This is a genomic window from Oscillibacter sp. (assembly GCF_032018205.1).
GTDB lineage: Bacteria > Bacillota > Clostridia > Oscillospirales > Oscillospiraceae > Oscillibacter.
In genome coordinates this window covers 132,831-157,856 of record NZ_DALZOY010000002.1, presented here as the reverse complement: position 1 = coordinate 157,856, position 25,026 = coordinate 132,831, and the positions used below count along the sequence as shown (strand labels likewise).

Annotated in this window: 24 protein-coding genes and 1 pseudogene; 10 read left to right on the top strand and 15 right to left on the bottom strand. The window is 56.4% G+C overall.

The features are described from left to right. From RTU96_RS02230 to RTU96_RS02220, 3 genes and pseudogenes are all read left to right on the top strand, one after another. Positions 1-159 (top strand): annotated as a pseudogene (locus RTU96_RS02230) (ABC transporter ATP-binding protein); the annotation flags it as partial. Continuing rightward, the gene (locus tag RTU96_RS02225) at positions 152-865 is read left to right on the top strand and encodes an ABC transporter ATP-binding protein (RefSeq protein WP_312634712.1); all 714 of its coding nucleotides are present in this window, start codon (positions 152-154) and stop codon (positions 863-865) included. The pseudogene RTU96_RS02230 and the gene RTU96_RS02225, both read left to right, overlap by 8 nt. A gap of 143 nt (positions 866-1,008) precedes the next feature. Next, entirely contained in the window at positions 1,009-1,551 is a 543-nt protein-coding gene (locus tag RTU96_RS02220; protein ID WP_312634711.1) for a hypothetical protein, read from the top strand. 111 nt (positions 1,552-1,662) lie between these two features. Here the strand turns inward: RTU96_RS02220 and RTU96_RS02215 are convergent, their stop codons facing one another. The 12 genes from RTU96_RS02215 to RTU96_RS02160 all read right to left on the bottom strand — a co-directional run bounded on the left by RTU96_RS02215 (position 1,663) and on the right by RTU96_RS02160 (position 11,949). Then, the gene (locus RTU96_RS02215; protein WP_312634710.1) at positions 1,663-2,421 is read right to left on the bottom strand and encodes a GntR family transcriptional regulator; all 759 of its coding nucleotides are present in this window, start codon (positions 2,419-2,421) and stop codon (positions 1,663-1,665) included. Positions 2,422-2,498: 77 nt separating this feature from the next. Next, positions 2,499-3,386, bottom strand: a complete 888-nt coding sequence (locus tag RTU96_RS02210; RefSeq protein ID WP_312634708.1) for an NAD(P)-binding domain-containing protein — start codon at positions 3,384-3,386, stop codon at positions 2,499-2,501. Between the two features lie 91 nt (positions 3,387-3,477). Then, positions 3,478-4,752, bottom strand: coding sequence for a TRAP transporter large permease (locus tag RTU96_RS02205; protein WP_312634707.1), 1,275 nt, complete (start codon positions 4,750-4,752; stop codon positions 3,478-3,480). A gap of 3 nt (positions 4,753-4,755) precedes the next feature. Continuing rightward, a complete protein-coding gene (locus RTU96_RS02200) occupies positions 4,756-5,268 on the bottom strand; it encodes a TRAP transporter small permease (RefSeq protein ID WP_312634706.1) in 513 nt (170 codons plus the stop codon). Positions 5,269-5,346: 78 nt separating this feature from the next. Further along, a complete protein-coding gene (locus RTU96_RS02195; RefSeq protein WP_312634705.1) occupies positions 5,347-6,372 on the bottom strand; it encodes a TRAP transporter substrate-binding protein in 1,026 nt (341 codons plus the stop codon). 59 nt (positions 6,373-6,431) lie between these two features. After that, complete coding sequence (locus RTU96_RS02190) at positions 6,432-6,899, bottom strand: DNA-binding protein (protein ID WP_312634704.1); 468 nt, start codon at positions 6,897-6,899, stop codon at positions 6,432-6,434. Beyond that, positions 6,896-7,963 carry a zinc-binding dehydrogenase gene (locus RTU96_RS02185; RefSeq protein ID WP_312634703.1) on the bottom strand — a complete coding sequence of 356 codons (1,068 nt, stop codon included), beginning with the start codon at positions 7,961-7,963 and terminating at the stop codon, positions 6,896-6,898. The genes RTU96_RS02190 and RTU96_RS02185 overlap by 4 nt, the downstream gene beginning before the upstream one ends. 13 nt (positions 7,964-7,976) lie before the next feature. Then, positions 7,977-8,960: a transketolase C-terminal domain-containing protein gene (locus RTU96_RS02180; protein WP_312634702.1), complete on the bottom strand. Its 984-nt coding sequence runs from the start codon at positions 8,958-8,960 to the stop codon at positions 7,977-7,979. Next, a complete protein-coding gene (locus RTU96_RS02175) occupies positions 8,960-9,784 on the bottom strand; it encodes a transketolase (RefSeq protein ID WP_312634701.1) in 825 nt (274 codons plus the stop codon). The genes RTU96_RS02180 and RTU96_RS02175 overlap by 1 nt, the downstream gene beginning before the upstream one ends. A gap of 321 nt (positions 9,785-10,105) precedes the next feature. Continuing rightward, positions 10,106-10,723 carry an ABC-2 transporter permease gene (locus tag RTU96_RS02170; protein WP_312634700.1) on the bottom strand — a complete coding sequence of 206 codons (618 nt, stop codon included), beginning with the start codon at positions 10,721-10,723 and terminating at the stop codon, positions 10,106-10,108. Beyond that, on the bottom strand, positions 10,720-11,571 hold the full coding sequence (locus RTU96_RS02165; protein ID WP_312634699.1) for an ABC transporter ATP-binding protein: 852 nt from the start codon (positions 11,569-11,571) through the stop codon (positions 10,720-10,722). Before RTU96_RS02165 ends, RTU96_RS02170 begins: the two co-directional genes overlap by 4 nt. A 3-nt stretch (positions 11,572-11,574) precedes the next feature. Then, positions 11,575-11,949, bottom strand: a complete 375-nt coding sequence (locus RTU96_RS02160) for a GntR family transcriptional regulator (protein ID WP_312634698.1) — start codon at positions 11,947-11,949, stop codon at positions 11,575-11,577. Positions 11,950-12,172: 223 nt separating this feature from the next. On the opposite strand from RTU96_RS02160, the gene RTU96_RS02155 reads away from it, so the two are divergent. The 7 genes from RTU96_RS02155 (at position 12,173) to RTU96_RS02125 (ending at position 22,666) form a co-directional block, all read left to right on the top strand. After that, a complete protein-coding gene (locus RTU96_RS02155) occupies positions 12,173-13,168 on the top strand; it encodes a leucine-rich repeat protein (RefSeq protein ID WP_312634697.1) in 996 nt (331 codons plus the stop codon). A gap of 12 nt (positions 13,169-13,180) precedes the next feature. Further along, positions 13,181-14,575 (top strand): DUF2201 family putative metallopeptidase, encoded by a 1,395-nt coding sequence (locus RTU96_RS02150; protein WP_312634696.1) that lies wholly within the window; start codon positions 13,181-13,183, stop codon positions 14,573-14,575. 12 nt (positions 14,576-14,587) lie between these two features. After that, positions 14,588-16,099: an AAA family ATPase gene (locus RTU96_RS02145; protein ID WP_312634695.1), complete on the top strand. Its 1,512-nt coding sequence runs from the start codon at positions 14,588-14,590 to the stop codon at positions 16,097-16,099. 243 nt (positions 16,100-16,342) lie between these two features. After that, the gene (locus RTU96_RS02140) at positions 16,343-17,707 is read left to right on the top strand and encodes a TolC family protein (protein WP_312634694.1); all 1,365 of its coding nucleotides are present in this window, start codon (positions 16,343-16,345) and stop codon (positions 17,705-17,707) included. A gap of 27 nt (positions 17,708-17,734) precedes the next feature. Continuing rightward, positions 17,735-18,958: an efflux RND transporter periplasmic adaptor subunit gene (locus tag RTU96_RS02135; protein WP_312634693.1), complete on the top strand. Its 1,224-nt coding sequence runs from the start codon at positions 17,735-17,737 to the stop codon at positions 18,956-18,958. Further along, the gene (locus RTU96_RS02130) at positions 18,955-22,089 is read left to right on the top strand and encodes an efflux RND transporter permease subunit (protein WP_312634692.1); all 3,135 of its coding nucleotides are present in this window, start codon (positions 18,955-18,957) and stop codon (positions 22,087-22,089) included. Before RTU96_RS02135 ends, RTU96_RS02130 begins: the two co-directional genes overlap by 4 nt. Continuing rightward, positions 22,073-22,666 (top strand): TetR/AcrR family transcriptional regulator, encoded by a 594-nt coding sequence (locus RTU96_RS02125; RefSeq protein WP_312634691.1) that lies wholly within the window; start codon positions 22,073-22,075, stop codon positions 22,664-22,666. The genes RTU96_RS02130 and RTU96_RS02125 overlap by 17 nt, the downstream gene beginning before the upstream one ends. Positions 22,667-22,700: 34 nt before the next feature. Here RTU96_RS02125 and RTU96_RS02120 read toward each other — a convergent pair whose 3' ends face one another. From RTU96_RS02120 to hcp, 3 genes are read right to left on the bottom strand one after another with little or no spacing between them, the layout of a single operon-like run. Next, positions 22,701-22,841, bottom strand: coding sequence for a hypothetical protein (locus tag RTU96_RS02120; RefSeq protein ID WP_312634690.1), 141 nt, complete (start codon positions 22,839-22,841; stop codon positions 22,701-22,703). A 45-nt stretch (positions 22,842-22,886) separates the two neighbouring features. Continuing rightward, positions 22,887-23,075, bottom strand: a complete 189-nt coding sequence (locus RTU96_RS02115; RefSeq protein ID WP_293010482.1) for a ferredoxin — start codon at positions 23,073-23,075, stop codon at positions 22,887-22,889. A gap of 49 nt (positions 23,076-23,124) precedes the next feature. After that, positions 23,125-24,750, bottom strand: a complete 1,626-nt coding sequence (gene hcp, locus RTU96_RS02110; RefSeq protein WP_312634689.1) for a hydroxylamine reductase — start codon at positions 24,748-24,750, stop codon at positions 23,125-23,127. Positions 24,751-25,026 lie beyond the last annotated feature (276 nt).

The window sequence follows — 25,026 nt, the reverse complement described above, 5'->3', positions numbered from 1 at the left end:
GTGTTCCTTATCGAGCACCATATGGATTTGGTCATGGATATTTCCGACCGCATTTACGTGCTGGACTTCGGCGGACTGATTGCCAAGGGCACCCCGGCGAGCATCCAGAACGATCAGCGCGTGATCGACGCGTATCTGGGGGTGGCGGAAGATGCTTAAAATCGACAATCTGAAGGTGTCCTACGGCGGCATTCAGGCGCTGCGGGGCATTTCCATGGAGGTTCCCGACGGGAAAATCGTCACTCTGATCGGCGCCAACGGCGCGGGAAAGTCCACCACGCTGCGGACCATCACCGGCCTTGTAAAGGCTGATTCCGGCTCCATCCGGTGGAACGATACGGAGCTGACGGGACGGAGCATCGACCAGATTATCAGCAGCGGCATTGCCCTGTCCCCGGAGGGACGGCGGGTTTTTGCGGATCTAACGGTGCTGGAAAACCTGAAAATTGGGGCGTATCTGCGCAAGGATAAGGCAGAGATTGAAAAGGATTTGAGCTGGGTTTACGAGCTGTTTCCCCGGTTGCAGGAGCGATCCTGGCAGTTGGCGGGGACTTTGTCCGGCGGCGAGCAGCAGATGCTGGCCGTGGGACGGGCGCTGATGAGCCGACCCAAGCTGATGATGATGGACGAACCCTCTTTGGGACTTGCTCCGCTGGTGGTGCAGGATATTTTCAAAATCATTCAGGAGATTAACCGTCAGGGCGTCACGATTCTGCTCATTGAGCAGAATGCCAATATGGCCCTGAAAATTGCGGATTTGGCCTATGTGCTGGAAACCGGCAACATTACCCTTTCCGGCACCGGCGCGGAGCTGCTGGTGAACGAAAAGGTGAAGGAAGCCTATCTGGGCAAGCGGAAAGACTGAGAAAAAGGGGAGCCTTTCGGCTCCCCTTTTGTAACTTTTTGCGGACGGTTTCCGTCAATATAAAGAAAGCAACCGCTCCGAAGCACCGCAACGGAAAAAATAACGAGAGGTCCCTGTGGGGCCAATATAAGGAGGAACTATCCATGAAGAAAAACCTGCTGCTTGCCGCCGCCCTTTGTCTGGCGCTGGCCCTGTCTGCCTGCGGACAGAATCCGCCCGCCGCCGGCTCATCCGGCTCGTCCGCCGCCGTATCCTCGGGAGCTAAGTCGTCCGAGACGCCGGGCGATCCGGCATCCCAGCCCGGCAGAGATGACCACACAGTTTTAATGATGGAGGTGGAGGGCCAGTCCGAGGAGGTCCCCGCCACGCTGTACGAGGGAGAGAGCTACTCCATTTACATTCCCGATGAAGGCTGGGTGAAGACCACCGGAGAACTGCCTAAGGGAGCCGTGGACCAGTGGGTCTCCGCGAATAATCCCGAGGTGACGCTGACGGTCTGCCCCGATGAAGCCGCCGGGAATTGGGTGGAGAGCCAGCAGAAAGCCATTGTTTATGAACAGAAGTCGGAGGCGGGAGACGTTGTTTTTCGCGCCTGGACGGTGTATATGGCCTATCCCGACGAGGCGGCGGAGGGCTTTGGCGCCCGCCTGCCGGTGATTGCCGAAACCTTTTTGGTGACCGAATAAACCAACAGCCCGGCGGGACGCACTTCGTCCCGCCGGGCTTCTTAGTACAATGAAATTTAAGTCCATCGCCGCAAATTATGCGCTGCTGCCTTAAAGCGAAATTCCACCCACTTACTGGGGGGCGCCGTTTAAGGAGTCTTCCTCCTTGAAGGTCATATACCAATACTGGTAGCTCCACTCTACACGCTCGTAAAGCTCGTCCAGCCGATTTCCAGAGAGCTTTTCCATAATATTTCTGTGACTTTCCGAAAAATAGGCCACCGCGTCATGCTGCAAGATCGTCTCGATGGTTTTGTATAGAAAATCCTCGGTGATCTTGACAATGCTGTCATAAAGAGTAATGACGGCCACATTTCCGGTGGCGGCCGCCAGCTCCTGGTGAAATGCAATATCCTTCTTGGCAATCACAGCGATGTCATTCTCCCCCAGCGACAGGTATTCCTCCAAATCGTCCTGAATCGCACCCAGACGGTCCCATGTCTCCTGCCGCAGCTTTGTGTAAAAAAGCTGCTGCAATATTCCGTTATCAAGGAGTTTCCTAAGGTCCACAAGCTCGTGATGGGCACTCTCCTTTTGCAGGATAATCCCATACAGCATCGGGTTCAAAATCTTGGGTGAGAACCCGTCGCAGACATAAGTGCCGTCTGCTCTGCGGACCTCCAGAATGCCGTAGGCTACCAAAGTCCTGACGGCCTCCCGCACGGTGTTGCGGCCCACACCGAAAGATTTTCCCAAATCCGATTCTGTTGGGATTTTCATTCCGGGCTTCAATTCTCCGCTCATAATGGCGCTGGTTAAGCGTGAAACCACCCGGTCTACCACGGATTTCGCCTGGATAGGGGCAAGATACTCGCCGGTCACTTCTCTCATCAGACTCTTCCTCAATTTCAAGGTTTGTTTCTTTGTGCAAGCTACATATTTAAGTACCAATGGCGGAATGCCGAGAGTCATTTCACGGTTTTCCCCACAGTTACCTGCATCTTATCCTCATAGTAACGGACAAGCGCCGCCTGATCTTCATTAACGTAACCGTTATCGTTCATCCAATCCATCACTTGCAGCACTACATCGGTCAAGGGCAAGTCCACACCCATTTTGTGGGCATAGTGCTTGGCGTTGAGGATGTCCTTGCGGTGAACGGCAATACGGGCACCCGGCTCAAAATCCCGATGAAGGACCTTTGGCACCTTGTTATCGTATAAGGGCCCTCCGGCAAAGCCGCCACGGGTCGCGTCAAAGGTGGTCTGCAAATCGATGCCCGCTTTTGCGGCAAAGGCGTACCCCTCTGCAATGGCAACCAGAATCGCCCCGCCCACCATATTGTTGACCAGCTTTGTGGTGTCTCCGCTGCCGGGGCCGCCGGTGTACACCGGGGTACCCATGCAGTCCAGCACGGGCTTTATTTGGTCAAAAGCGGCGCGGTCACCGCCCACCATGATGGAAAGCGTTCCGTCTTTTGCCATCGTATTTCCGCCGCTGACGGGGGAATCCAGCAGAAACATCCCCGCGGCCGTTGCCTTCTCCGAGAGCGTCAGAATGATGTCCGGCGAGGCAGAGGATAAATCCACAATGAGACGCCCCGGCTTTCCCAGCCGGATGGCTTCCTCCACAGAGTGCTGGATGATGGCATGGGTAGGCAGCATCTGGAGGATTACGTCGCAGGTCTTGTAAAGCTCCTCAATATTGTTGGCCAAAGTGCCGCCTGCATCACGGTACAGCTGCATTTGCTGTTCGCCGACGTCGTATCCGATCACCTCAAGATCCATCTTCCGGTCCAGATTCAGCGCCATATGGTAGCCCATGACCCCAAGGCCTAAAAATCCTATTCTTGTCATTATAACACACCTTCCAAAAATATGCAAAGAGTGAACCGTGACATACGGCTCACTCCTGCATGATACAGTATTGTTACCGCGCCTTTTCCCGTCAGGCGAGAAAGCCCGGCAGCCACAGCGTGAAGAACGGAATATAGGTAACCATCAAGAGGATGACCAGAGAAATGATGAAGAACGGCAGGCATGATTTGAAAGCGCCGCCCAAGGTCACATTGCCGATCTTTGCGCCCACCAGCAGGGATACGCCCACCGGCGGTGTGATGCAGCCAATGTAGATGTTGATGCAGGTCAGGATGCCGAACTGAATCAGGTCAATGCCGAAGGAGTTTACGAGGCTCAGCATCAGGGGGACCATCATCACGATGATGCAGTTGCCCTCCATCAGGCATCCCAGAATCAGGAAGATTACATTGATAATCAGCAGCACCATAAACTTGGAAGACACCACAGAGGTCATGGTCTGCATGAAAAGCTGGGGAAGCTGTGAGGAGATCACCACATAAGCGGATGCCTTGGACAGGCCCACCAAAATCATGATGGCAGCCACGGAAATCGTTGTCTCGTAGAGTGTCTCCATCAGGTTTTTCAGGCTGATGGTGCGATAGATGAAGATTCCCACAATGGCGGAATACAGCGCAGAGATGGCGGCGGCTTCGGAAACCGTGCAGATGCCGCCAAAAATCAGACCCAAAACGATGACAGGCATCAACAAGGCCCAGATACTGTCTCTCAGGATGCGGAGCTTTTCCTTGGTGGTGGTTTTGGGCTGCATCGGCAGCTTCATTTTATAGCCGTAATACAGCGTATATGCCAAAAAGCACACCATGCAGAGTACGGCGGGCGCGGCAGTGGCCATGAAGAGCTTTTGAATGGAAGTCTCTGTCAGGCTGGCGTATACCACCAGAGAAATGGAAGGCGGAATCATAGGGCCCAGCAGGGAAGAGCAGCTTGCGCAGGCAACGGAATAGTTCTTATCATATCCGGCCTCCTCCATGGCAGGCACCGTCATGCCGCCCACTGCGGCCACGGTCGCCACGGCTGAGCCGGAAATTGCGCCAAACAGAGCGGAGGACACCACGGTGACAGACGCGAGACTGCCCCGCACTCTGCCAAGCGGAACGTTGGCGGCGGCAATCAGCTTTTGGGTAATGCCCTGCGCCATAATGTTGCCCGCCAGAATGAACAAGGGAATACACAGCAGGGAGGCGGAGTTCATGCCAAGGAAGGTTTTCTGGGCCACGGCTTCCAACGGAAACCCGGCGTGGAGCATTGCCACCATGGTGGCAATGCCGATGGAAAGATAAATCGGCAGACCGGCGAAGGCCAAAACCAGCAGAAGAACAAAAATAATAACGCCAGCATTCATCGCTTAAACGCCCTCCCTTTTGGAATCGGCAGGAAATTTGCCAAGAAATTTAAGAAAATTCGTGACGGCAATTTCCGCGGAAAACAGAATTGTCAGAACAGCGCCAATGGGGAAGGAATAATAAATGTCCTTCATTTTCAGCGGCAGCGTGGTGGATGCACTGGTGGCATGCTGAATCAGGCTGAGGCCGTAATAACAAAAAACAAGCATAAAAACAATTGCAGCCACAGAACTGATGGCAGAAATCAGATACCGGATTTTTTTCGACATAAAGGCGAGAAGAAAATCCACCTGAAGGTGGCTGTCGCGCCGGACAGCAATGGGAATCCCCAGAAAAATGCTGTAAATGCTGAGATAAAGGGCCAGCTCTTCACACCAGGGCTGTGCATTTTGGAAGATATATCGCATCATGCACTGATAGACCATAATCAGGGTAATCGCCGCCAGCAAAATTATTTCCAGCACCTTGATTACCCTTTGGACGCCGTCCAGAAAACGGGTGTATTGTGTCAACACAGATTTTCAACTCCTCTGTTAGCGTTTTCCGAGTGGGGCTTAGCAATGCTAAGCCCCACTTTGTTAGCAATTCCGGGCTCAGGCCGGATCGGCGGCTTTAATCGCGTCCGCGTAGGGGACCAAATCGGGATACTTCGCTTCCAGGAAGCCGTCCAAAGCCTGCTGCCAGAGAGACACGTCGGTGTTAATGAACTCGCAGCCGGCGGCTACCACCTCGGGCCGAACGCTCTCGGTGGCGTCCATCACCAGATCGGTGCAATACTTGCCCGCTTCCACGGAAGCCTCCTGAATGATGGTCTGATACTCGGCGGGAAGAGATGCGAAATAATTTTTGTCCATGATGAAGGAAACCGTGTTGTAAACGTGGTTGGTTTCGATGATGTAATCGCAGCTTTCATCCCAGCTTAGGCTGGCGATGTTGGTCAGGCCGTTTTCCGCGCCGTTGACAGTGCCCTGCTGAATTGCGGTGAAGACTTCGCTGCCGCCCAGAGGAGTGGGGGTAGCGCCCAGCCACTGCCAGGTGTCGAGATAAATGGGAATCGTGGGGACGCGCAGCTTAAAGCCCGCCACGTCGGCAGGGGTCTCGATGCGCTTGTTGCTGCACATTACGCGCACACCCTGCAGGCCCGCGCCCATCAGGGTCATTCCGCAGTCTTCTCCCAGCTTCGTCAGAATGTCTTGACCGATTTCGCCTTCCCACACCGCTTTCCAGTGGTCGACGCCGGAGTACAGATAGGGTGCGGCCTCCACATTCGCGAGAGAGGACATCGACGCCAGATTGCCGATGGATTCATAGACAATGTTGCAGATACCAAGGCTCAGGCCCTCGAGGCAGTCTGCGGTGTTGCCCAGAGAAGAACTGGGATACAGCTCCACAGTGATGGCGCCGTCGGTCTTTTCATTAACGGTTTTTGCAAAGACCTCCGCGGACTTGTACACGGGGTCGGTTTCACCGAGACTCAGGTGCATTTTCATGGTGTAGCTCTGTCCGTCGGCAGCGGCGCTGCCGGAGCCATTGCCGGAGCCGGAGCTGCTTCCGCAGCCAGCCAGCAGGGAGGCGCTCATTGCCGCGCACAGCAGAGCGGCTAAAATTTTCTTCTTCATGTTTTTTCCCTCTCTTTACGTATATAGCATTCGGTGGTTTTGGAAATCGCCTTAGTATATCATTGATCCGACTCAGGAAACAACACGGGAACGGCCTTCACGGGGTCCAGCTTTCGGGACATACGAAGGCCGGACAATTCGGCAATTGCCAGTTCCACCGTTACAAGCACTCGGTTTCCCTCTTTGAGATGCCCGCCGTATTCGTTGCCCTCGGCATCGGCAAAGCAGGCGTGAATGTGGGGCGCGGCTTTCCCGTCAGCTTCGCCACAGACAATTCCGTTCAGGCCCACCAGCTCGATGGGGGTGGGCTTGCTGATGGGGGTTACATACCCGTAGAGCCCCGGCTTACCCGGCATCTCCTGCGGGTCGAAGAAGGTGCAGCCGTCCAGACTGCCGATGCCGGAAAGGATAATGCCGCTGAGGATATGGTGCTCGTCGCAGAACTGTTGAATGGATAGCAGAACGTCTTCGCCCGGCTCAATGCGCAGTACATGTACTTTTTTGATGGTTCCTTCAGCGTGTTTCATACTTCCAGCGGCTCCTTTCCGGGATAAAGCATCATTTTTCCGGGGACGCCGCTTTGAATTGCCTCCAGCGCCTTGTCAAACTCCTTCAGCGCAAAACGCCGTCCGATGACCTTATCCAGTTTGTAGTATGGCCCCTTCATTACGGTTTCAAAGTCGGCCCAGGTATCCCAGATTTTTCTGCCGGAAACACCGGTCATCGCCACCTCCCGGTAGATCAGGTCATTGGTGAGGTCCAGCGTGATATTTTTGGTGGGAAGGCCCACGCACACCAACCTGCCCGCCGCGCGGACACACCGCAGGCTGGCGCTGATGGCAGGCTCTGCGCCGGTAATATCAATGGCGGCATCTACGCCGATTCCGTCGGTCAGCTTGTGGATTTCATCAGCCAGATTACACTTGCTACTGTTCAAAACCACGTCGGCCCCCATCTCCCGGGCCGTTTCCAAGCGCTCGTCCACCAAGTCGCAGGCAATGACCAGCTTTGCGCCAAAGGTTTTGCTGGCGCTGATGGCCGTCAGCCCAATGGGGCCGCAGCCGCTGACAAGCACAGTTTTGCCCGACACCTCGGCGCTTTCAACACCATGCACGCCCGCGCCCATGGGCTCGAACAGACAGGCAGTCTCATAAGAGATGCCATCGTCCAGCAGGAAGGTGCTGTCTGCCCGAATCTTGGAATATTCGGCAAACGCGCCGTTTTCCGTCACGCCGAACAGCTTGACATCCTTGCAGATATGGGGCAGCCCATTTTTGCAAAACCAGCAGTGATTGCAGGGGATGTGGGTTTCGCAGGAAACCCGGTCGCCCACCTTACGGTCACGAACATTTTTGCCCACCTCGACAATATCACCCGCCATCTCATGGCCAGGAATCAGCGGAGGCTTAATCCGCGCCTGAGACCATTTGTCCCAATCCATAATGTGCAAATCTGTACCGCACACGGCGGTGCAGTGAATCTTGATCAGCACCTCATCGTCGTCAATTTGGGGAATGGGCAGGTCGGTATGATAAACAAACTTTCCCGGCGCCGCACTCTCCTTGACAAGGCCGCACATCGTTCCTTTCAAAGTGCGCTCCTCCTTAGTTCAGATACGATTTCACCTGCGAGATCACCGCTTTGGTGGAAACTCCGTAGGTATCCTGCAAGGTTTCAAGCGTACCTGCCGCCAGATACCGGTCGGGCAGGGCAATCTTCTTCAAAACGGCGGATACCTGTTCGTCCACCAGCAGATTGGCGACCAGACTGCCCAAGCCGCCCACAATGCTGTGGTTTTCGGCGGTAACCACCAGACGGCCGGATTTCTTCACCTCCGCCAGAATGGTTTCTCTGTCCAAGGGCTTAATGGTGGGAACATGCAGAACCGCCGCGTGGACATTGTCTTCTTCAAGAGCCTCCGCCGCGTCCAGACAGCGCATGGTCATCTCGCCGCAGGAGATCATCAACACGTCGGCGCCATCCCGCAGCAGCCTGGCCTTGCCGATTTCAAACTGATAATCATACTTGTCCAGAACGACAGGCACGCGGTTTCCCCGCAGTAAACGCATATAAACAGGGCCGTTGAAAGCGGCAACCGCTTTGGTGGCTTGCTGCATTTCCAGCGCATCGCAGGGGTCGATGATGGTCAGATTGGGCATGGAGCCAAGGATGGCTAAATCGTCTGTGGCCTGATGGCTGGGACCGTAGCCCGACTGAAGACCGGGCAGGCCGCCGATAATCTTTACATTGGTGTTGTGCTCGCAAATTGCCTGAGAAATGAAGTCATAGCATCTTCTGGCAATAAACGTGGCGTATGTAGTGGCAAAGGGGATGAACCCCTCCTTAGCCAAGCCTCCGGCAGCACACATCAAAAGCTGCTCGGACATGCCGACGTTATAGAACCGCTGGGGAAAGGCGTCGCGGAACACATGGATGTCCGTATACTTGGCGAGGTCCGCGCTCAGGCCGATGATTCTCTCGTTCTCCTTTGCCAGCTCAATCAAAGCATTGCCAAAGGGCTCTGCCATGGTCGGATGATTTGTTGTGACGTTGGAGTCGCTGATCACACTTTTGATACCGTTGCTCATTAGTCCTTACCCCTTTCCAATTCGCTGAATGCCCGTTCCCAGCCCTCTGCGTCTAGACTGATAAAATGGCTCTTCTGATTGCCGATGAGGAAGGGAACTCCCGTGCCGGGAACGGTATCGCAGAGAATGATGTGGGGCTTCTTCTCAGTGGAATTTCTGGCCTTATCCACGGCTTCCATCACCTGCGTAATGCTGTTGCCGTTAATCCGCTGCACATCAAACTTAAACGCGCTGAATTTTTCATGCAGAGGCTCGGTATCCAGCACCGCGCTGGTAAAGCCGTCCGCCTGAATCCCGTTGATGTCCACAATGCCGATAATGTTGTCAAGCTGATAAGCGCCGGCGGACATGGCGGCCTCCCAGGTGGGGCCTTCCGCCATCTCTCCGTCGCCCATCATGACATAGACCTTTGCATCAGATTTCTTTAATTTCAGGCCCATCGCCATGCCCACGGCAATGGGAAGTCCAAGGCCGATGGAGCCGCCGGAAATTTCGATGCCGGGCGTATAGGCAGGCATGCAGGACATAGGGAGACGGCTGTTGTCAAGACCGTAAGTATCCAGCCAGTCCTTGGGGAAAAAGCCCTCTTCCGCCATCGCGGCGTATACGGCAATGGCATTGTGCCCGGCTGAGAGGAGAAACCTGTCCCGGCCTTCCCACTTCGGATCGTCGGCATGGAACCGCATGGTGTGGGAATACAGCACCGTCAAAAAGTCCGCGGCCCCCAGTGATTGAGAAATAAAACCGCGCTTGTCCACATGCGCCATTCTCAGGACGTTTTTACGAACTTCATACGCTTTATCGATGAGTTCTTCTTTATTCATGATAACTCCCTTCCTCTTCTTGCACTTCATTTCATCCAACGTAGGATGTTTATACGTTATACTATCACCGGGTCGAAAAAGCGTCAAGAATGAATATCCATGAAAAGCAAGGTCTGTTTTTGTAACATTTAATAAAACTTTCCGGAAAGAGACGTAAGAGAAACGTAGCGTCATGTTTCGGGAAAGCTGCAACAAAAAATCGGCAGACAGCGATTTCCCGCTGTCTGTCGATCAATGCTACGTATTTCATGTGTTTCGTATGTCTTCTCTTTTTGCGGACGTTTGATGCCTCGGCAGAGTATCCTGTCGCGCTGTGCCCTCTCAGCCGTATCTGCGCTTTTTGTACATGGACATGGAGAGGGGAATCGAAATTGCCGTCAGCGCGGCGGACAACAGGGGAATGCCGAGTTGAACAAAGCCAAGCAACCTCGCTGGAATCTCTCCGCTCTCGCTGGAATCAACCAGTCCGGCCACCAGACCCGCGCCGCCCACGGCCACGATCACCATCAGAAGAATAAAAAACGTTCTTCCTTTTTCCACGCCGAACCGGAACATAAGGGGCATCGTTATGGCCATCATCAAAAAGCCCATGCACATGTAAGGCAGTAGCGAGGACGGGGAAAAGTCCGTTGTGACAAACAGCCCCAGCAGGAAGTTGCTCAGGGCGCTCAAAATCGTGGCGCAGCCAACTGCCAGCCAGCCCAGCACATATTTGCTCATAACCATGTCACTGGCGCTATAAGGCATCATGGCGGCCAAATCGTCCCATTTGCTCCGCTCGTCATAGGCCATGGCGGTATAGGGCAGCATACCGCAGTAGACAATTGCAAAGACGGTCATATTCCCTTGAGGAATTGCCGCAAAAATTGCAATCATCAGAAGAAACATCTTCATTTGTCGCAGAAGCACAAAAATATCCTTTTTTAAAAGCGCCTTCATCCCTGTTTTTCCCCCTTCACCAGAAACAAAATGATATCCTCAAGACTGGGCCGCTCCACCGGCAGCGAGGCGGGGACCAGCTTCCGCTTTACCAGCGCCCGCACGCCGTAAGGCGATTCTTCTGCGCCCAGCACCGCCCCTTGGGGCAGTTCGGAAAGACGCGCTTTGTTGCAGGAAACAATGCCGTATTCATCCCGCAGGGCGTCCTTTTCCATGCAGAACCGCAGACGGCCCCTGTGGAGAAACGCAATGTAATCGCACAGCTTTTCAAGATCGCTGACGATGTGGGAGGAGATAAGAATGGAGCGGGTTTCATCTCGGGTAAACTCGGAAAAAATCTCCAGAATTTCGTCCCGGACAATGGGATCCAGCCCGCTGGTGGCCTCGTCCAGAATCAAAAGCTTTGGGCTGTGGCTCAGAGCCACGGCGATGCCAAGCTTCATGGTCATGCCCCGGGAGTAGTCCTTAAATGCCTTTTTTAGCGGCAGGCCGAAGCGCTTTAAAAACTCGTCGTAAGCCGCAGCGTCCCAGCGCCGATAGGTGTCCGCCATAATCAGGCCCACCTGTCGGGCGTTCAGCGTTTCGGGAAAATGAGACTCGTCCAGCACGATGCCCACGTCTTCCTTCACTCGTTGAAATTCCGGGCCGCGGTTATCCACGCCGAGCACGCGGATTTCGCCGCTGTCGGGCCGCAGTGCGTCCATAATCAGGCGAATGGCGGTGGTCTTTCCCGCTCCGTTTTCTCCCACCAGCCCGCAGATAGACCCCTGAGGCAGCACAAGGCTCAAATCCTGTATGGCAAAGTCGCCCAAGCGCTTGCTCACATTCTTTATTTCAATCGCATCCATGGTTCATTCCCCCTCTAAAATAATCCGCAGCATCGCAACAAGCTCTCCGTCCGTGATACGGCAGCTTCCGGCAAGGTCGGCGGCGGCCTGCAAATGGCCCTCGATTTCCCGCAGGCGGTTTTCCCGGATCAGCTCCGTGTTCTGCTCCGCCACAAAGCAGCCCTTGCCTGCCACCGTGTAAACAAAGCCCTCCGCTTCCAGTTCGTCATAGGCTCGCTTGGTGGTGATGACGGAGATGCGCAGGTCCTTTGCCAGCGCCCGGATGGAGGGCAGCGCGGCCCCCTGCTCCAGCGACCCCGCCACAATCTGATCCCGAATCTGGGCGGCAATCTGCTCGTAGATGGGTGCACTGGAGGAATTGCTCAATAAAATTTCCAAGCTGTAATCACCTCGCATACTGTTCATATACAGTATATACAGTTGAGGGAAAATGTCAAGGAGAAAATTTCGGAATGATCAAGCAATTTTTGCCGCACCGGAGAATCAGAGAGGAAAACACTGTAAAACCGGCGGAAACTATGGTACAATGTCCGCGTTGCAGGCGGTTGTCTGCTTGATTGCGGATATCCCGGCGGCGCTTTGCTCCCTCAGGAGCACCGGAATGGGATATAAAGGGGGCGAGGGCATGGAGACGGAGACGGGACAGAGCGCGGTGACGCTCTGGTGGAAGCCCGCACCCGATGGGGCGGAAGTGACGGCTGTGGCCTCAGGGGAACAGCATGTTTTCCTGCCGGAGCGGGTCCGGGGCCTTCCGGTGACGGAACTGGGCCACCATGCGTTTTCTCCCAATCGCCCCGCGCCGGAGGGGGAACCTCTGCGCATTGACTGCGGAGGGGGAGCGCCGGGGGACAAACCACGGGGCATCCAGACTGTGACTCTTCCACCCACGCTGCGGCGGGTGGGGGATTACGCGTTTTACAACTGCTCTGCCCTGAGGGAACTGCACCTTGCCGAGCCGGTGAACGATTGGGGCAGCGGCGTGTTTATGAACTGCGGCGATCTGCGCCGCTTTTTTATCCGGGCGCGGGACGGCGGGGCGGAGAGCCTTTCCTATATTACAGGCGAACTGGCCACAGAGCTGGACGTAAGCGTTGACTATCCCGACGGGGGAACCGCCCGGCTGATTTTCCCGGAGTACCGGGAGGTATTGGAGGAAAACGCTCCGGCCCACCACTTTGATTTTCACCTTTACGGCTCGGGCTATCCCTATCGCCATGTGTTTCGGGACCGGGCGCTGTCCCTTCAGGAGTATGACCGGTTGTTTCCCGGCCTTTTGGAGAAAGAGCACGACCCAAACTGCGCCCTGCGCCTTGCATGGCACCGGCTGCGCGCGCCCCGAGAGCTGACGGAACAATCAGGCGAGCGCTACCTGACGTATTTGAAGAGCCGGACGGGGGACGTACTGGCGTGGCTTTTGGAAGAGCGGGACAGCCGGGGCCTTGCATGGTTCCTGCCCCTGAGCGGCGCGGACGAGGGCGCTTTGCGCGCGGCGGCGGAGACGGCCCGACGGCTGGGGCTTACGGAGCCGCTGGCGCTGCTGCTGGAGCGGCTGCGGGAAGACGGCCCGGAAGGGCTCCATAAATCATTTGACTTGTAAGGGGGCGGCGCTGTGGCTGAGAAAAAAACCCGGGAGGAAATCGGACGTGAAATTCTGCGGGCGGCCCAGAGCGAGCTATATCTGAATTTCCCCTATCTGGACGCGGCGCTGAGCGGTCTAGCGTTTCTTCCGGCAAACGGGATGACGCTGGCAATCGCCACCGACGGGGAAATGCTGTATTACGATGCCGACTACCTTTCTGAGCGCTTTTTGCGGGGCGCGGAAAGTATCAACCGGGCGTACCTCCACACGATTCTCCATTGCCTGCTGCGCCATCTTGCCAAAAAGCAGGGCCGGGAACCGGAACTGTGGGACTTGAGCTGCGACGTTGCCGTGGAAAGTATTTTGGACGGATTGGCCAGCCCCTGCCTTGGAATTGCTCCCGCGCCTATGCGCCGCAGCCTGTACGGGAGCCTGAGGGAGCATATGAAGGTGCTCACTGCTGAGGGAATTTACCGGGAGCTATTGCGCCGGGACCTGCCAGAATACGAGCGGGCGCGGCTCCAGCGGGAATTTTTTGCCGATGACCACGGGCTTTGGGACCCGCAGGGGAAGAAGGATCAGGAGCGCAATGAGCGTCAGGACCAGAAGTGGCGCGCTGCGTCGGAGCGGGCGCAGACGGGGATGGAAACGGTGCTGGCGGGCAGGGCCGTGGGCGGCCAGGCGGTGTACGAGCAGGTGAAGGTGGCAAACCGTCCGGGCGTTGATTACCGGGCGTTTCTCAAACGGTTTGCCGTTCCCCGGGAGGTACAGGGCGTGGATGCGGATGGCTTTGATTACGGCTTTTATGCCTATGGATTACGGCTTTACGGCAATCTCCCTCTGGTGGAGCCGCCGGAGACGCGGGAGGAAAAGCGCATTGAGGACTTTGTGATCGCCATTGATACCTCCATGTCCACCTCGGGGGAGATGGTGCGGCAATTTCTCTCCGCCACCTATTCGATTCTCAAAAGTACGGAAACCTTTTCCAGCCGGGTGAACATCCGGGTGCTCCAGTGCGACGACCGGGTGCGGGATGATACGGCCCTCCATGATTTAAAGGATTTAAAAGCCTATATGGAGGATTTTCACCTCATCGGCGGCAGCGCCACGGACTTTCGCCCGGTGTTTTCCTATGTGGAGGAGCTGCGCGCCGCCGGGGAACTGGCGGGATTGCGGGGCCTGATTTACTTTACCGACGGGATGGGGCGGTATCCCGAAAAGCGCGCGCCCTATGAAGTGGCGTTTGTGATGCCGGAGGAACCGGCGCTGGCGGTGGATGTGCCGCCATGGGCCATCCGGCTGACGCTGACGGAGCAGGAACTGGAAACCGTGGCAGAACAGGCCGAAAAGGCAGCGCATACGGAGAAACCCGGCGAAGCGGACGGACGGGACGAGGATGACCTTCTGGAATTGCCGGAGCTGTAAGGAGACAAACGGATGAATATCAAACAGGCAAAAGAGGAGCTTACAAATACCCTGCGGGCGTACCTTGCCAAGGACGAGCTGGGGAACTACCTGATTCCCGCCAACCGCCAGCGGCCCGTGCTGCTGATGGGCCCTCCGGGGATTGGTAAGACTCAGATTATGGAACAAATTGCGGCGGAGACGGGGGTGGGACTTGTGTCCTACACCATCACCCACCATACCCGCCAGAGCGCCGTGGGTCTGCCGTTTATTGAAAAACGGACTTACGGCGGGCGGGAGTTCTCTGTCACGGAGTACACCATGAGCGAAATTCTTGCTTCGGTCTACGACCTGATGGAGCAAACCGGTCTGCGGGAGGGGATTTTGTTTCTGGACGAAATCAACTGCGTCAGCGAGACGCTGGCCCCCATGATGCTTCAATTTTTGCAGAACAAGACCTTCGGCAACCAAAAGCTGCCGGAAGGCTGGCTGATTGCGGCGGCGGGAAATCCCCCGGAATATAACCGCTCCGTCCGGGATTTCGACGTGGTGACGCTGGACCGGGTGAAGCGCATGGACATTGCCGAGGATTTCGCGGTTTGGAAGGAATACGCCCGCCGCAAAGGGCTTCACGGAGCAGTGGTGTCGTATCTGGACAGCAAGCGAGAGCATTTTTACCGTATTGAAACCACGGTGGACGGCGTGCAGTTTGCTACGGCTCGGGGCTGGGAGGATTTGAGCGAGCTGCTCTATGCCTATGAGACGCTGGGCCTGCGGGCCGGGGCCGAGGTGGTGGGGCAGTATATCCAGCTCCCCCGCATCGCCCGGGATTTTGCCGGGTATCTGGAGCTTTACGCTAAGTATCAGCGGACCTGGCGGGTGGATGAAATTCTGGAAGGGAAGTGGGCCTCCGTGTCCGTTTCCGAGCTGCGCTCCGCCCCCTTTGACGAAAAGTTGTCAGTATTGGGGTTGCTGCTGGGCCGTCTTGGCGGCGAGGCAAACCGCGTCCGCATGCAGGACGCGCTGACGGAGCTGCTCCACGCCGACCTCATTGCGTTCAAGGCCCGTCTCGCGGCCGGTATCGGGGCGGCGGAAGCTTTGCTGGCGCTGGAGGATGCCCGGAGGGAGACTATGCGTCGTGCCGCGGCGGCGGGGCAGACGGATAAGGAACGCCGTGCTCTGGAGCAGCGGGAGCTGGATGCCTTAGTCCGCTATCGGCAGAATCTGGCGGACGAAGTCGTGAGCGACGAGCTAGCCATGGACGCGGTACGGGAATGGTTTGGGGCGGAAGTGAAAGACCGTGCAGCCATTGCAGAAGATACAGGCCGCCGCTTTGATAATGTGTTCCGCTTTTTGGAGGAGGCCTTCGGCGACTCGCAAGAGCTGGTGGTTTTCGTGACGGAGATCACCGCCGGGTTCGACACCTCATGGTTTGTGGAGCATTTTGGCTGTGAGGCATACTACCGCCACAATAAGGAGCTGCTGCTTGACGACCGCCGCGCCCGGCTTCGCCGGGAGATTACGGCGGAGCGGTCGGGAGAGTAAATAAAATTACCGGGGATCCGATGTGACGGGTCCCCGGTGATTTTGCGTGAAAGCACGCAACCGGATGGGATTTGTAAACGCTTCTCACTTTCCGCTCCGGGTCGTTAAAAAAGTGCGCAAGCGGAGAAAATTTCCTTGACAGACAAGGACCTCACGCCTATAATGAATATCTCCGACCGAACGGTCGGTCGGAGACTTAGCAACTACTAACTTTGCGCCTCGCGCAGACAAAAGGAGATCTGTATGAAACGAACCTTAGCGCTGCTATTGGCGGCCCTGCTGACGATGGCCGCCGCGCTGCCGGTGCTGGCGGATGACCGCGCTCAGTCCTCGGCGGAGACAGCCGCGTCTTCCTCCTCTGGAACGGATGCGGCGGGGACGGACGCGGGAACGGATGCGCTGCCCGCCGCTTCTTCCGGGCAGACGGATGCCGCAAGCCCCGATGCTTCCGCATCTGGACAGACGGGGGACGCGGCTCCCGCTGCCTCGGTGGATGTTTTGATTGGCAGCAGCGTGCAGAATATCCAGCTCAGCGCTGAGAACACTGCGCAGACTATTCACTTTGAGGCGCTTAGAACAGCGCTGATGCGCTACAATCCAACGATCCAGTCTCTAAAGGCCCAGCTTACCGATTTAAATGGAACGGATACAAATGCTCTGTGGAATGCGGTGACGGCGGTGGGGCGGCTGCAGGCGGACGTGGAGTCGTCTCTGGCGGCCGCAAGCGCTGGGTACAGCTCCGCACCCAGCGAGCTGGTGCCGGTTTACGGGTGGCTGATCTCTGCTCTTCAGGCTAATTATGCTTCTTTGACCAGTCAGTTTACCACTCTGAAGGGTCAATTTGATAATATAAAAAACAATGTGGAAAGTGGAAAAGTTTCCTGCAACGACGCCATTAATCAAATTGTAAAGGGAGCGGAAACGCTTTACACCGCCATTGCTGCCATGGAGGATGGGCTGGGGGCAATGAACCGCGGACTGGATTCTCTGAACCGGGCCGTGGCCATTGCTGAAAAGCAGCATGAGCTGGGCATGGCCTCTGCTTACGACGCGGAGAAAGCGCAGTATCAACGCAGCCAACTGCAAAGCCAGATAGAAACTTTGAAATTCCAAGTTGCCACCAATAAAGTTACGCTGGAGGGAATGTGTGACATGGAGCTTACAGGTTCCGTGAGTCTGGGAGAGCTGTCCATGCCCTCTCAGGAGGAATTGGGCACCGTGAATTACGATAAAATGCTCAGCACTGCTCTTGGGCGCAACGCGGATGTGGCCAACGCCGAAATTGCTTACGATATCGATGACAGTCCCGCCAACAAGCATGCGCTGGCTGGCGCTAAAGATACCTTTGCAGCAAAGTTTAAGGTGGTGTGCATGGCTGTGCCGGAGAATGTCCGGCTGGTGAGCGCGGCACAGGAGACCGTGGATTTCCAGCAGAGGACGTTTGATATCGCCGCCAAGAAGTATGAGCTTGGAATGGCGTCCCACGAGGAATACCTTGCCGCCAAGAACACTTTGGACAGTGCGCAGGACGATTTGAATACGGCCCAGCGCAACCTGTTCAGCGCCTATCACGCCTATGAAAGCGCCACAAAGTACGGGCTTGTGTAAGATCGGTTAGAAATAAAGGAGAGCACTATGAAAACAAAATCTCTTTCCGCGCTGCTGACGGCGGCGCTGTTGCTGGGTACACTGACGGGCTGCGGTCAGACGGGCGATTCCTCCGAGGAGGAGGTCAAGGGCACCGCCGTGGAAATCCAGACTGTGGAGCTAGGCGACATCGCCACTGAGAGCACCGTCACCGGCAGCGTCACCGCCAACCGCAATGTGCCGGTTTTGAGCAAAGTTTCCTGTAAGGTCAAAAGTGTGACGGCTAAGGCCGGCGACGCCGTGGCCGCCGGGGACGCACTGTTTACGCTGGACACCGCCGATTTGCGGGACACCTACGGCAGCGCGCTGGAGACCTATTCCGGCACACGGGAGCTTCTGGACGAACAGGTCAGTCAGGCGCGGGAGGGCTATGAAAATCTTCAGGCCCTGTTTGCCCTTGGGGCCGTGAGCCAGAATCAGGTGGATCAGGCAAAGCTGGGGCTTTTGCAGGCCGAAAACGCCCGCAAGAGTACCCTGACCCAGATGGGTCTGGACGATGTGTGGGACATTTTGAACAGCCCCACTGTCACGGCTCCCATCGCCGGAACCGTTTCCAGCGTCAGCGTAACCGCCGGAGTGGCCGTTGGCCCCGGCACCGTGGGGGCGGTGATTTCCGAGATCGGCCATCCTCAGGTGGTGGTGAACGTCTCTGAGACGCTGCAGCCCTCCATCGGCGTGGGTGATGCAGTGGAAATTAGCATTCCCTCTGTGGGAGAGACGACGGTTCAGGGAACGGTGTCCTCCGTGGCGTCCGCGGTCAGCCTGCCCTCGGCATTGTATGAGGTACATATCGATTTGCCCAAGGATATGAAAGTCTCTATCGGCATGTTTGCCCGGGCCACCTTCCGTACCGATTCCCGGACGGGCACGGTGCTCATTCCCACGGAAGCGATTCTCACGGGAGAGGACGGAAGCCGTTCTGTCTATGTGGTGGACGGCGATACGGCCTATCAGGTAAACGTGACCACCGGTCTTGTGGGTGAGAAGCAGACGGAGATTACCTCCGGGCTTCACGGCGGCGAGCAGCTTGTGACGCGGGGGCAGAGCTATCTCAACGACGGAGCCCCCGTCCGCGTCACCAACGCCCCTGCGCCGGAAGTCGGGGTGGATACCTCCGATTCGGATACGTCCGGCGCTGAAAGCGGCGCGGCCTCCTCTGCCGCGGTCGCTTCTCAGTCGGCGGCCCAAAGCGCGGAGGGCAAGGCGGCATGAATATCGTTTCATTTTCCATTCGCCATAAGGTTACCACCATCATGGCCTGCGTGATGGTGGCAATCTTCGGCGTGATGGGCTTTTCCCAACTGCCTTTGTCGCTGATGCCGGATATTGAGCTTCCGATGGTGTTGATGTATTCCACCTATCAGGCGGGTCCGCAGGAGGTGGAGAAGCTGGTCACCGTCCCACTGGAAAGCGCATGCGCAACGGTGTCCGGTATGGATGAGCTTCAGTCCTACTCTGTCGAAAACATGTCCATGGTGCTGGTGACCTTTACCGACAGTACCGATTTGGACAGTGCCATGACGGATCTGCGGGACAAGGTGGGCATGGCGAAAAGCTCCCTGCCCGACGGGGCCAGCGACCCGGTGATGATGGCCATGGATATGGATGCCATGCCCGTTATGGTTATTGCCCTGCGGGGCAGTGATCTGGCGTCTCTCCAGACTGTGGCAGACGACACCATTTCCCCCGCGCTGGAGCGCATCGAGGGTGTGGCCTCCGTGGATGTAGAGGGCGGCTTTGAAAATGAGATTGCCGTGGAAACTTACACGGAGAAGCTGGCGGGCTACGGCCTGTCCCTGGCCTACATCACCCAGATTCTCTCGGCAGAAAATGTGGCTATCCCCGCCGGCAGCGTGGACAATGGGGCAAACACTCTGTCCGTGCGGACCGACGGTCAGTTTACCTCGGCAGAGGACGTAGCCAACTGCCTGATTCCCCTGCCCACCGGCGGCACTGTCCGGCTGGGAGAGGTGGCAAACGTCTATCTCAAGCCGCAGGATCGGAGTACCATCGCCCGGGTGGGCGGGGAGGACTGCGTGGTCTTGTCCGTAAATAAGCAGTCTGACGTGAACACCGTGGTCACCGCCAGAAGCGTGAGCGCGGCCATGGAGGACATTGCGCAGGAGAATCCGACCTTGGAGTGGTCCGTGCTGATGGACCAGAGCGACTATATCAATATGTCTGTGGACAGCGCCATTTCCAATATTATTATGGGCGTGCTGCTGGCGGCGCTGGTGCTGTTCGTGTTCCTGCGGGACTGGGGCGCAACCATGGTCATCTCCGTGTCCATGCCCCTTTGTATCGTGTCGGTGTTTCTTTTGATGCGGGTGCTGGGCATCACGCTGAACATGATGAGCCTTGGTGGCGTGGCTATGGGTGTGGGTATGATCGTGGACAACTCCATCGTGGTGCTGGAAAATATTTTTCATTACCGCGCAGAAGGACACGACAACTATTCCGCCTGTACCAAGGGAACCGGAGAGGTGTCTTTGTCCATCGTGGCCTCCACGCTGACCACCGTGGCGGTATTTCTCCCTCTGGGCCTCACCGACGGAATTGTCGGCATGATGTTCTACGACTTCTGCCTGACCATCTGCACTCTGATCGGCATGTCCCTGATTGTGGCGTTGACCATTGTGCCGCTTTTGAGCTACATGCTGCTAGGACGGGGTCGGAAGGACCTGAAAGCCAACGCTCAGGTTATGGAAGCGGCGAAAAAACCAAAAAGCAACCGCCTAGCCGACTGGTATGTAAAAAAGCTGGACTACTTTATTCATCACCGCAAGCGGGCCATGCTGGCAACTCTTGCCATGATCGTGGTTTTCATCGGCATCATTGCATTCTCGGGTTTTGAGATGATGCCTTCCATGGACCAGAGCAGCGTCACCGTTACCGTAGGCCTTCCCACCGGAACCGAGACGGAGGAAGCGCAGCACATCGCCGAACAGGTGGTGGACATCGCCATGGATACCGTTCCGGAAATCAAGGATATTTACTATACCACCGGCGGCGGTACCATGAGCAGCATGACTGGCGACAACTCTACCTCCGTGACACTGAATCTCGTTTCCATCGGGGATCGCCACCGCTCCGCCGAGGAGATTGGAAACGGGCTGCGGGAAGATTTGCGGGATATTGCCGGGTCGGAAATCACCGTGTCCTCGGCAGGCATGATGGATATGTCCGCCATGAGCGGGCAGCCCGTCCAGCTCACTCTTTCCGGAGATAATTACGATGAGCTGAAAGCGGCGGCGGACGACCTTTTGAAACAAATTGCCGATGGTGTGCCCGACGCGATGGATCTGAAATCCAGCGCCGGGGATCAGGTGCCGGAGGTGGACGTGACGCTGCGTCGGGATGTGGCCGCGCAGTACGGACTTACTGCCGCCGCCATCGGTACCGCCGTGCGCAGCCAACTCACCGGCTCCACTGCCACGATTCTCAAGGTGAACGGCGAGGAGATCGATGTGGTGGTCCGGGGCGAGGCCGACGCGGGCAAAAGTCTGGACGCGCTGCGTTCCATGCTGATTACCACGCCCACGGGCAGCGCCGTTCCTTTGAATATGGTGGCAGACGTGGCGGTGGTGATGGCCCCTCAGACCATCATCCGCCAGAATCAGAGCCGCACCATCACCGTTACCGGTGACAGCCGCACGGACGATCCGGTGGGCATTTCCAAGTCCGTCAAAACAGTGGTGGACGGTTACCAACCCCCGGAAGGAATCACTGTGGAGATGGCGGGCGAGAGCAGCGACATGATGGACTCCTTCCAAAGTCTGGGCACCGCGCTGATTGTGGCGCTGGGTCTGGTGTATTTTGTGCTGGCGTCCCAGTTTGAGTCATTCCTGATGCCGGTCATCGTCATGATGATTTTGCCTGTGAGTTTGCTGGGGTCCCTATCCACGCAGTTCCTGTTCGGCATGAAAATCTCCATCGTCTCTCTGGTCAGCGTGATTATGCTGGCAGGAACGGTGGTCAACTCCGCCATTGTGCTGGTGGATTACATCAAAATCCGCCGCCTGCGGGGCGAGGAGAAGGACAAGGCCATTTTGAAGGCATGTCCCCGCCGTGTCAGGCCTGTGATGATGACCATGCTCACAACGGTTCTGGGCCTTCTGCCCATGGCTGTGGGCATGGGCGAGGGGGCGGAAATGATGAAGCCCATGGCCATCGCGATGATTACAGGCATGCTGCTTTCCACCGTTGTAACGCTGCTGTTTACGCCGGTGTATTACAGTATTTTGGACAGTTTCAGACAAAAAATTTCCGATAAGCGCGCGGCCAAAAGAGGGAAATCCGCGCCGGAAAAGAAGGAGGAGATCCTCAGTGTCGAAGATCAGTGACCGGCGCCGCGCCGACATATTGCGCTCTGCGCTGACGGAGTTTGGCCTCCGGGGCATGGACGGAGCCTCTATGTCGGAAATTGCAGCCCGGGCTGGGATCGGAAAATCTACGATCTATGAGTATTTTGCCTCTAAAACAGAACTGCTTGTCGCATCCTGCGAGATGAAAATCCGTCAAATGAAAGAGGAGATTGCGTCCATTTTCAACCGGGACAGCTCCTTTTCAGAGCAGATGGAGCTTTATATCGAAACAATGCTGGAGATGGCTGGAAACGTTGATTTCAACGAGGTCGTGCGGGTTTTTACCCGAGATTCCATTGACGAGCTGGAGACAGTGGTGAACGACCTTGCAGGCGATGTGGCGGCTATTGTGGAACAGGCCATTCTCCGTGCGCAGGCGACGGGAGAGCTGGTGGAGGATATGGACGTGAGCATTGCCGCGACAATTTTGCTGGGGCTTCCCAACCCGCATCTGATTCTCCGTTTGCGGCAGTTGGGCAAGGAGGCGCCGGTAAAGGAACTGGTGAAGCTGGCGCTTCGGGGTATCCGAACGGCCGATGCGTCAAAGGATGCCTGACGCACAGAAAAAGCGAAGTGTACCTACGCTACGCTCAAGAAATAATTCGCGTTGTCTCTTTGTTTGGCAAGTGCGCCGATTTTTCCATATTTAAATAGCCGAGCGCCCGCCAGAACGGTTTTGCCGTTCGGGCGGGCGCTTTTTCGACTTCAAAGATAGGGGGAATTTCAATCATGGGGGGGAGTTCAATTGCGCCGGATCTGCGGTGTGAAAGCCTGTGTCACTCCAAAGAGATGACGGAGACGGGACAGCCGTCCCGGGCCTCCTCCGCCGCGCTCTCCGCATCGGTGGGCACAGGGTCGGTGTAGACCTCCGCCGGGCCATCGTCGCCCATACGGAAGACCTCGGGACAGGTGGACTCGCACAGTCCACAGGAAATGCAGCCGTTTCTGTCAATTTTTGCGTTCATAATGCCAAATCTCCTTCCTTTCAGTTCCCTCAATTATATGCGTTTGCAATCAGGCGTTTAAAAACAGGTCGATGTCGTCCTCAACCGTTCCAATGCCTGCAATGCCGAATTTTTCCACCAGTACCTTTGCCACGTTGGGGGACAAAAAGCCAGGCAGGGTGGGTCCCAGGTGGATATTCTTCACGCCCAGATACAGCAGGGCCAGCAGCACAATCACGGCCTTTTGCTCATACCAGGCGATATTGAACGCGATGGGCAGCTTGTTGATGTCGTCCAGTCCAAAGACCTCCTGAAGCTTCATGGCGATGACCGCCAGAGAGTAGGAGTCGTTGCACTGGCCTGCGTCCAGCACTCTGGGAATGCCGCCGATATCGCCAAGGCCCAGCTTGTTATAGCGGTATTTGGCGCAGCCTGCCGTGAGAATCACGGTGTCCGCCGGAAGCTTTTTCGCAAATTCGGTGTAATATTCCCGGGATTTCATGCGCCCGTCGCACCCGGCCATGACGAAGAATTTCCGGATCGCGCCGGATTTCACGGCATCCACCACCTTGTCCGCAAGGGCTAACACCTGATCGTGGGCAAAGCCGCCCACGATGCTGCCGGACTCGATCTCCTCGGGAGCGGGCAGGGTTTTTGCCAGAGCAATGACTTCGGAAAAGTCCTTTTTGCCGTTTTCGTCGGGGTCAATGTGCCGGCAGCCGGGATAGCCGGAGGAGCCGGTGGTGAAAATTCTGGCGCGGATTTCCTCGCTTCTAGGGGGCACAATGCAGTTGGTGGTGAAGAGAATGGGGCCGTGGAACGGACCGAACTCATCCACCTGCCGCCACCAGGAGCCGCCGTAGTTGCCCACGAAGTTGTCGTACTTTTTAAAGAAAGGATAGTAGTGGGCGGGCAGCATCTCGCCGTGGGTGTAAACGTCCACGCCGGTGTCCTTCGTCTGCTCCATAAGCTGCTCTAGATCAGCCAGATCGTGGCCGGAGATCAGAATGGCGGGGTTTTGCCGAACACCGATGTTTACCTCGGTGATTTCGGGGCTGCCGTATTTGGAGGTGTTGGCCTCGTCCAGCAGCGCCATGGTCTTCACGCCATATTCGCCGGTTTTCAGGGTCAGAGCCACCAGATCGTCTGCGGTGAGGGAGTCGTCCAGCGTTGCCGCCAGAGCTTCATAGATAAACGCGCTGATGCTGTCGTCTTTTTTTCCGAGGTTTGCCGCGTGCTCGGCATAGGCGGCCATGCCCTTCAGGCCGTAGATAATCATTTCCCGCAGGGAGCGCACGTCCTCGTTCTCCGTGGACAGCACGCCAACGTCCGCTGCCTTTTCCAGCATGGAAGCCCGGTCGCCCACCGTAAAGGTGGCCGCGTCGTGCAGGCTTGCCACAGAGGTCTTCAGGCCGTCCCGGATGGACAGCATCCGTTTGATCTGCGTCTCGATAGATCCGTCGTCAAAGTTGGCGTTGGTGATGGTCATGAACAGGCTGTTGATTACTTCGCGGTTCGTCCCGGGCATGGCACCGACATCCAGCTTTCCCAGAATGACGCGTTCCGATACGCCCTTGAGGGTGTAAATCAGCAAATCCTGAAGCTTGGCCACCTCCTCGGTTTTGCCGCATACGCCGCGCATGGTGCAGCCTTTTCCTCCGGCGGTTTCCTGACACTGATAGCAGAACATACTCATTTCCTTTTTTCCTCCTTTAGTATTTATGGAACCTGTTGATGGGGATAATCGGGGAATGGGATGATGCGCTTTTGTTTCCGTCGGCTGATACCTAACATCTATCATCCCAAAGGTCGTTTGTCAATCCAAACCCGCTTATCCTGAATTTCAGCAGTCTGCCCGGAATGGGCCGCTGATTTGGCGTGGAGACACTTCTGCATGAGAGTGTGAGACGTTTGAATTGACTTTATGCTTTGAGTGTACTATGATTCAGACAGCAAGTCGGTTGGAATTCCA

Coding starts and splice junctions, on each gene's coding strand:
- RTU96_RS02115 (WP_293010482.1), bottom strand. CDS start 23,075: ATGAACGCAAAAATTGACAGAAACGGCTGCATTTCCTGTGGACTGTGC.
- RTU96_RS02145 (WP_312634695.1), top strand. CDS start 14,588: ATGAATATCAAACAGGCAAAAGAGGAGCTTACAAATACCCTGCGGGCG.
- RTU96_RS02205 (WP_312634707.1), bottom strand. CDS start 4,752: ATGAATGCTGGCGTTATTATTTTTGTTCTTCTGCTGGTTTTGGCCTTC.
- RTU96_RS02120 (WP_312634690.1), bottom strand. CDS start 22,841: ATGATTGAAATTCCCCCTATCTTTGAAGTCGAAAAAGCGCCCGCCCGA.
- RTU96_RS02210 (WP_312634708.1), bottom strand. CDS start 3,386: ATGACAAGAATAGGATTTTTAGGCCTTGGGGTCATGGGCTACCATATG.
- hcp (WP_312634689.1), bottom strand. CDS start 24,750: ATGAGTATGTTCTGCTATCAGTGTCAGGAAACCGCCGGAGGAAAAGGC.
- RTU96_RS02140 (WP_312634694.1), top strand. CDS start 16,343: ATGAAACGAACCTTAGCGCTGCTATTGGCGGCCCTGCTGACGATGGCC.
- RTU96_RS02220 (WP_312634711.1), top strand. CDS start 1,009: ATGAAGAAAAACCTGCTGCTTGCCGCCGCCCTTTGTCTGGCGCTGGCC.
- RTU96_RS02170 (WP_312634700.1), bottom strand. CDS start 10,723: ATGAAGGCGCTTTTAAAAAAGGATATTTTTGTGCTTCTGCGACAAATG.
- RTU96_RS02155 (WP_312634697.1), top strand. CDS start 12,173: ATGGGATATAAAGGGGGCGAGGGCATGGAGACGGAGACGGGACAGAGC.
- RTU96_RS02175 (WP_312634701.1), bottom strand. CDS start 9,784: ATGAATAAAGAAGAACTCATCGATAAAGCGTATGAAGTTCGTAAAAAC.
- RTU96_RS02130 (WP_312634692.1), top strand. CDS start 18,955: ATGAATATCGTTTCATTTTCCATTCGCCATAAGGTTACCACCATCATG.
- RTU96_RS02190 (WP_312634704.1), bottom strand. CDS start 6,899: ATGAAACACGCTGAAGGAACCATCAAAAAAGTACATGTACTGCGCATT.
- RTU96_RS02165 (WP_312634699.1), bottom strand. CDS start 11,571: ATGGATGCGATTGAAATAAAGAATGTGAGCAAGCGCTTGGGCGACTTT.
- RTU96_RS02215 (WP_312634710.1), bottom strand. CDS start 2,421: ATGAGAGAAGTGACCGGCGAGTATCTTGCCCCTATCCAGGCGAAATCC.
- RTU96_RS02195 (WP_312634705.1), bottom strand. CDS start 6,372: ATGAAGAAGAAAATTTTAGCCGCTCTGCTGTGCGCGGCAATGAGCGCC.
- RTU96_RS02135 (WP_312634693.1), top strand. CDS start 17,735: ATGAAAACAAAATCTCTTTCCGCGCTGCTGACGGCGGCGCTGTTGCTG.
- RTU96_RS02180 (WP_312634702.1), bottom strand. CDS start 8,960: ATGAGCAACGGTATCAAAAGTGTGATCAGCGACTCCAACGTCACAACA.
- RTU96_RS02225 (WP_312634712.1), top strand. CDS start 152: ATGCTTAAAATCGACAATCTGAAGGTGTCCTACGGCGGCATTCAGGCG.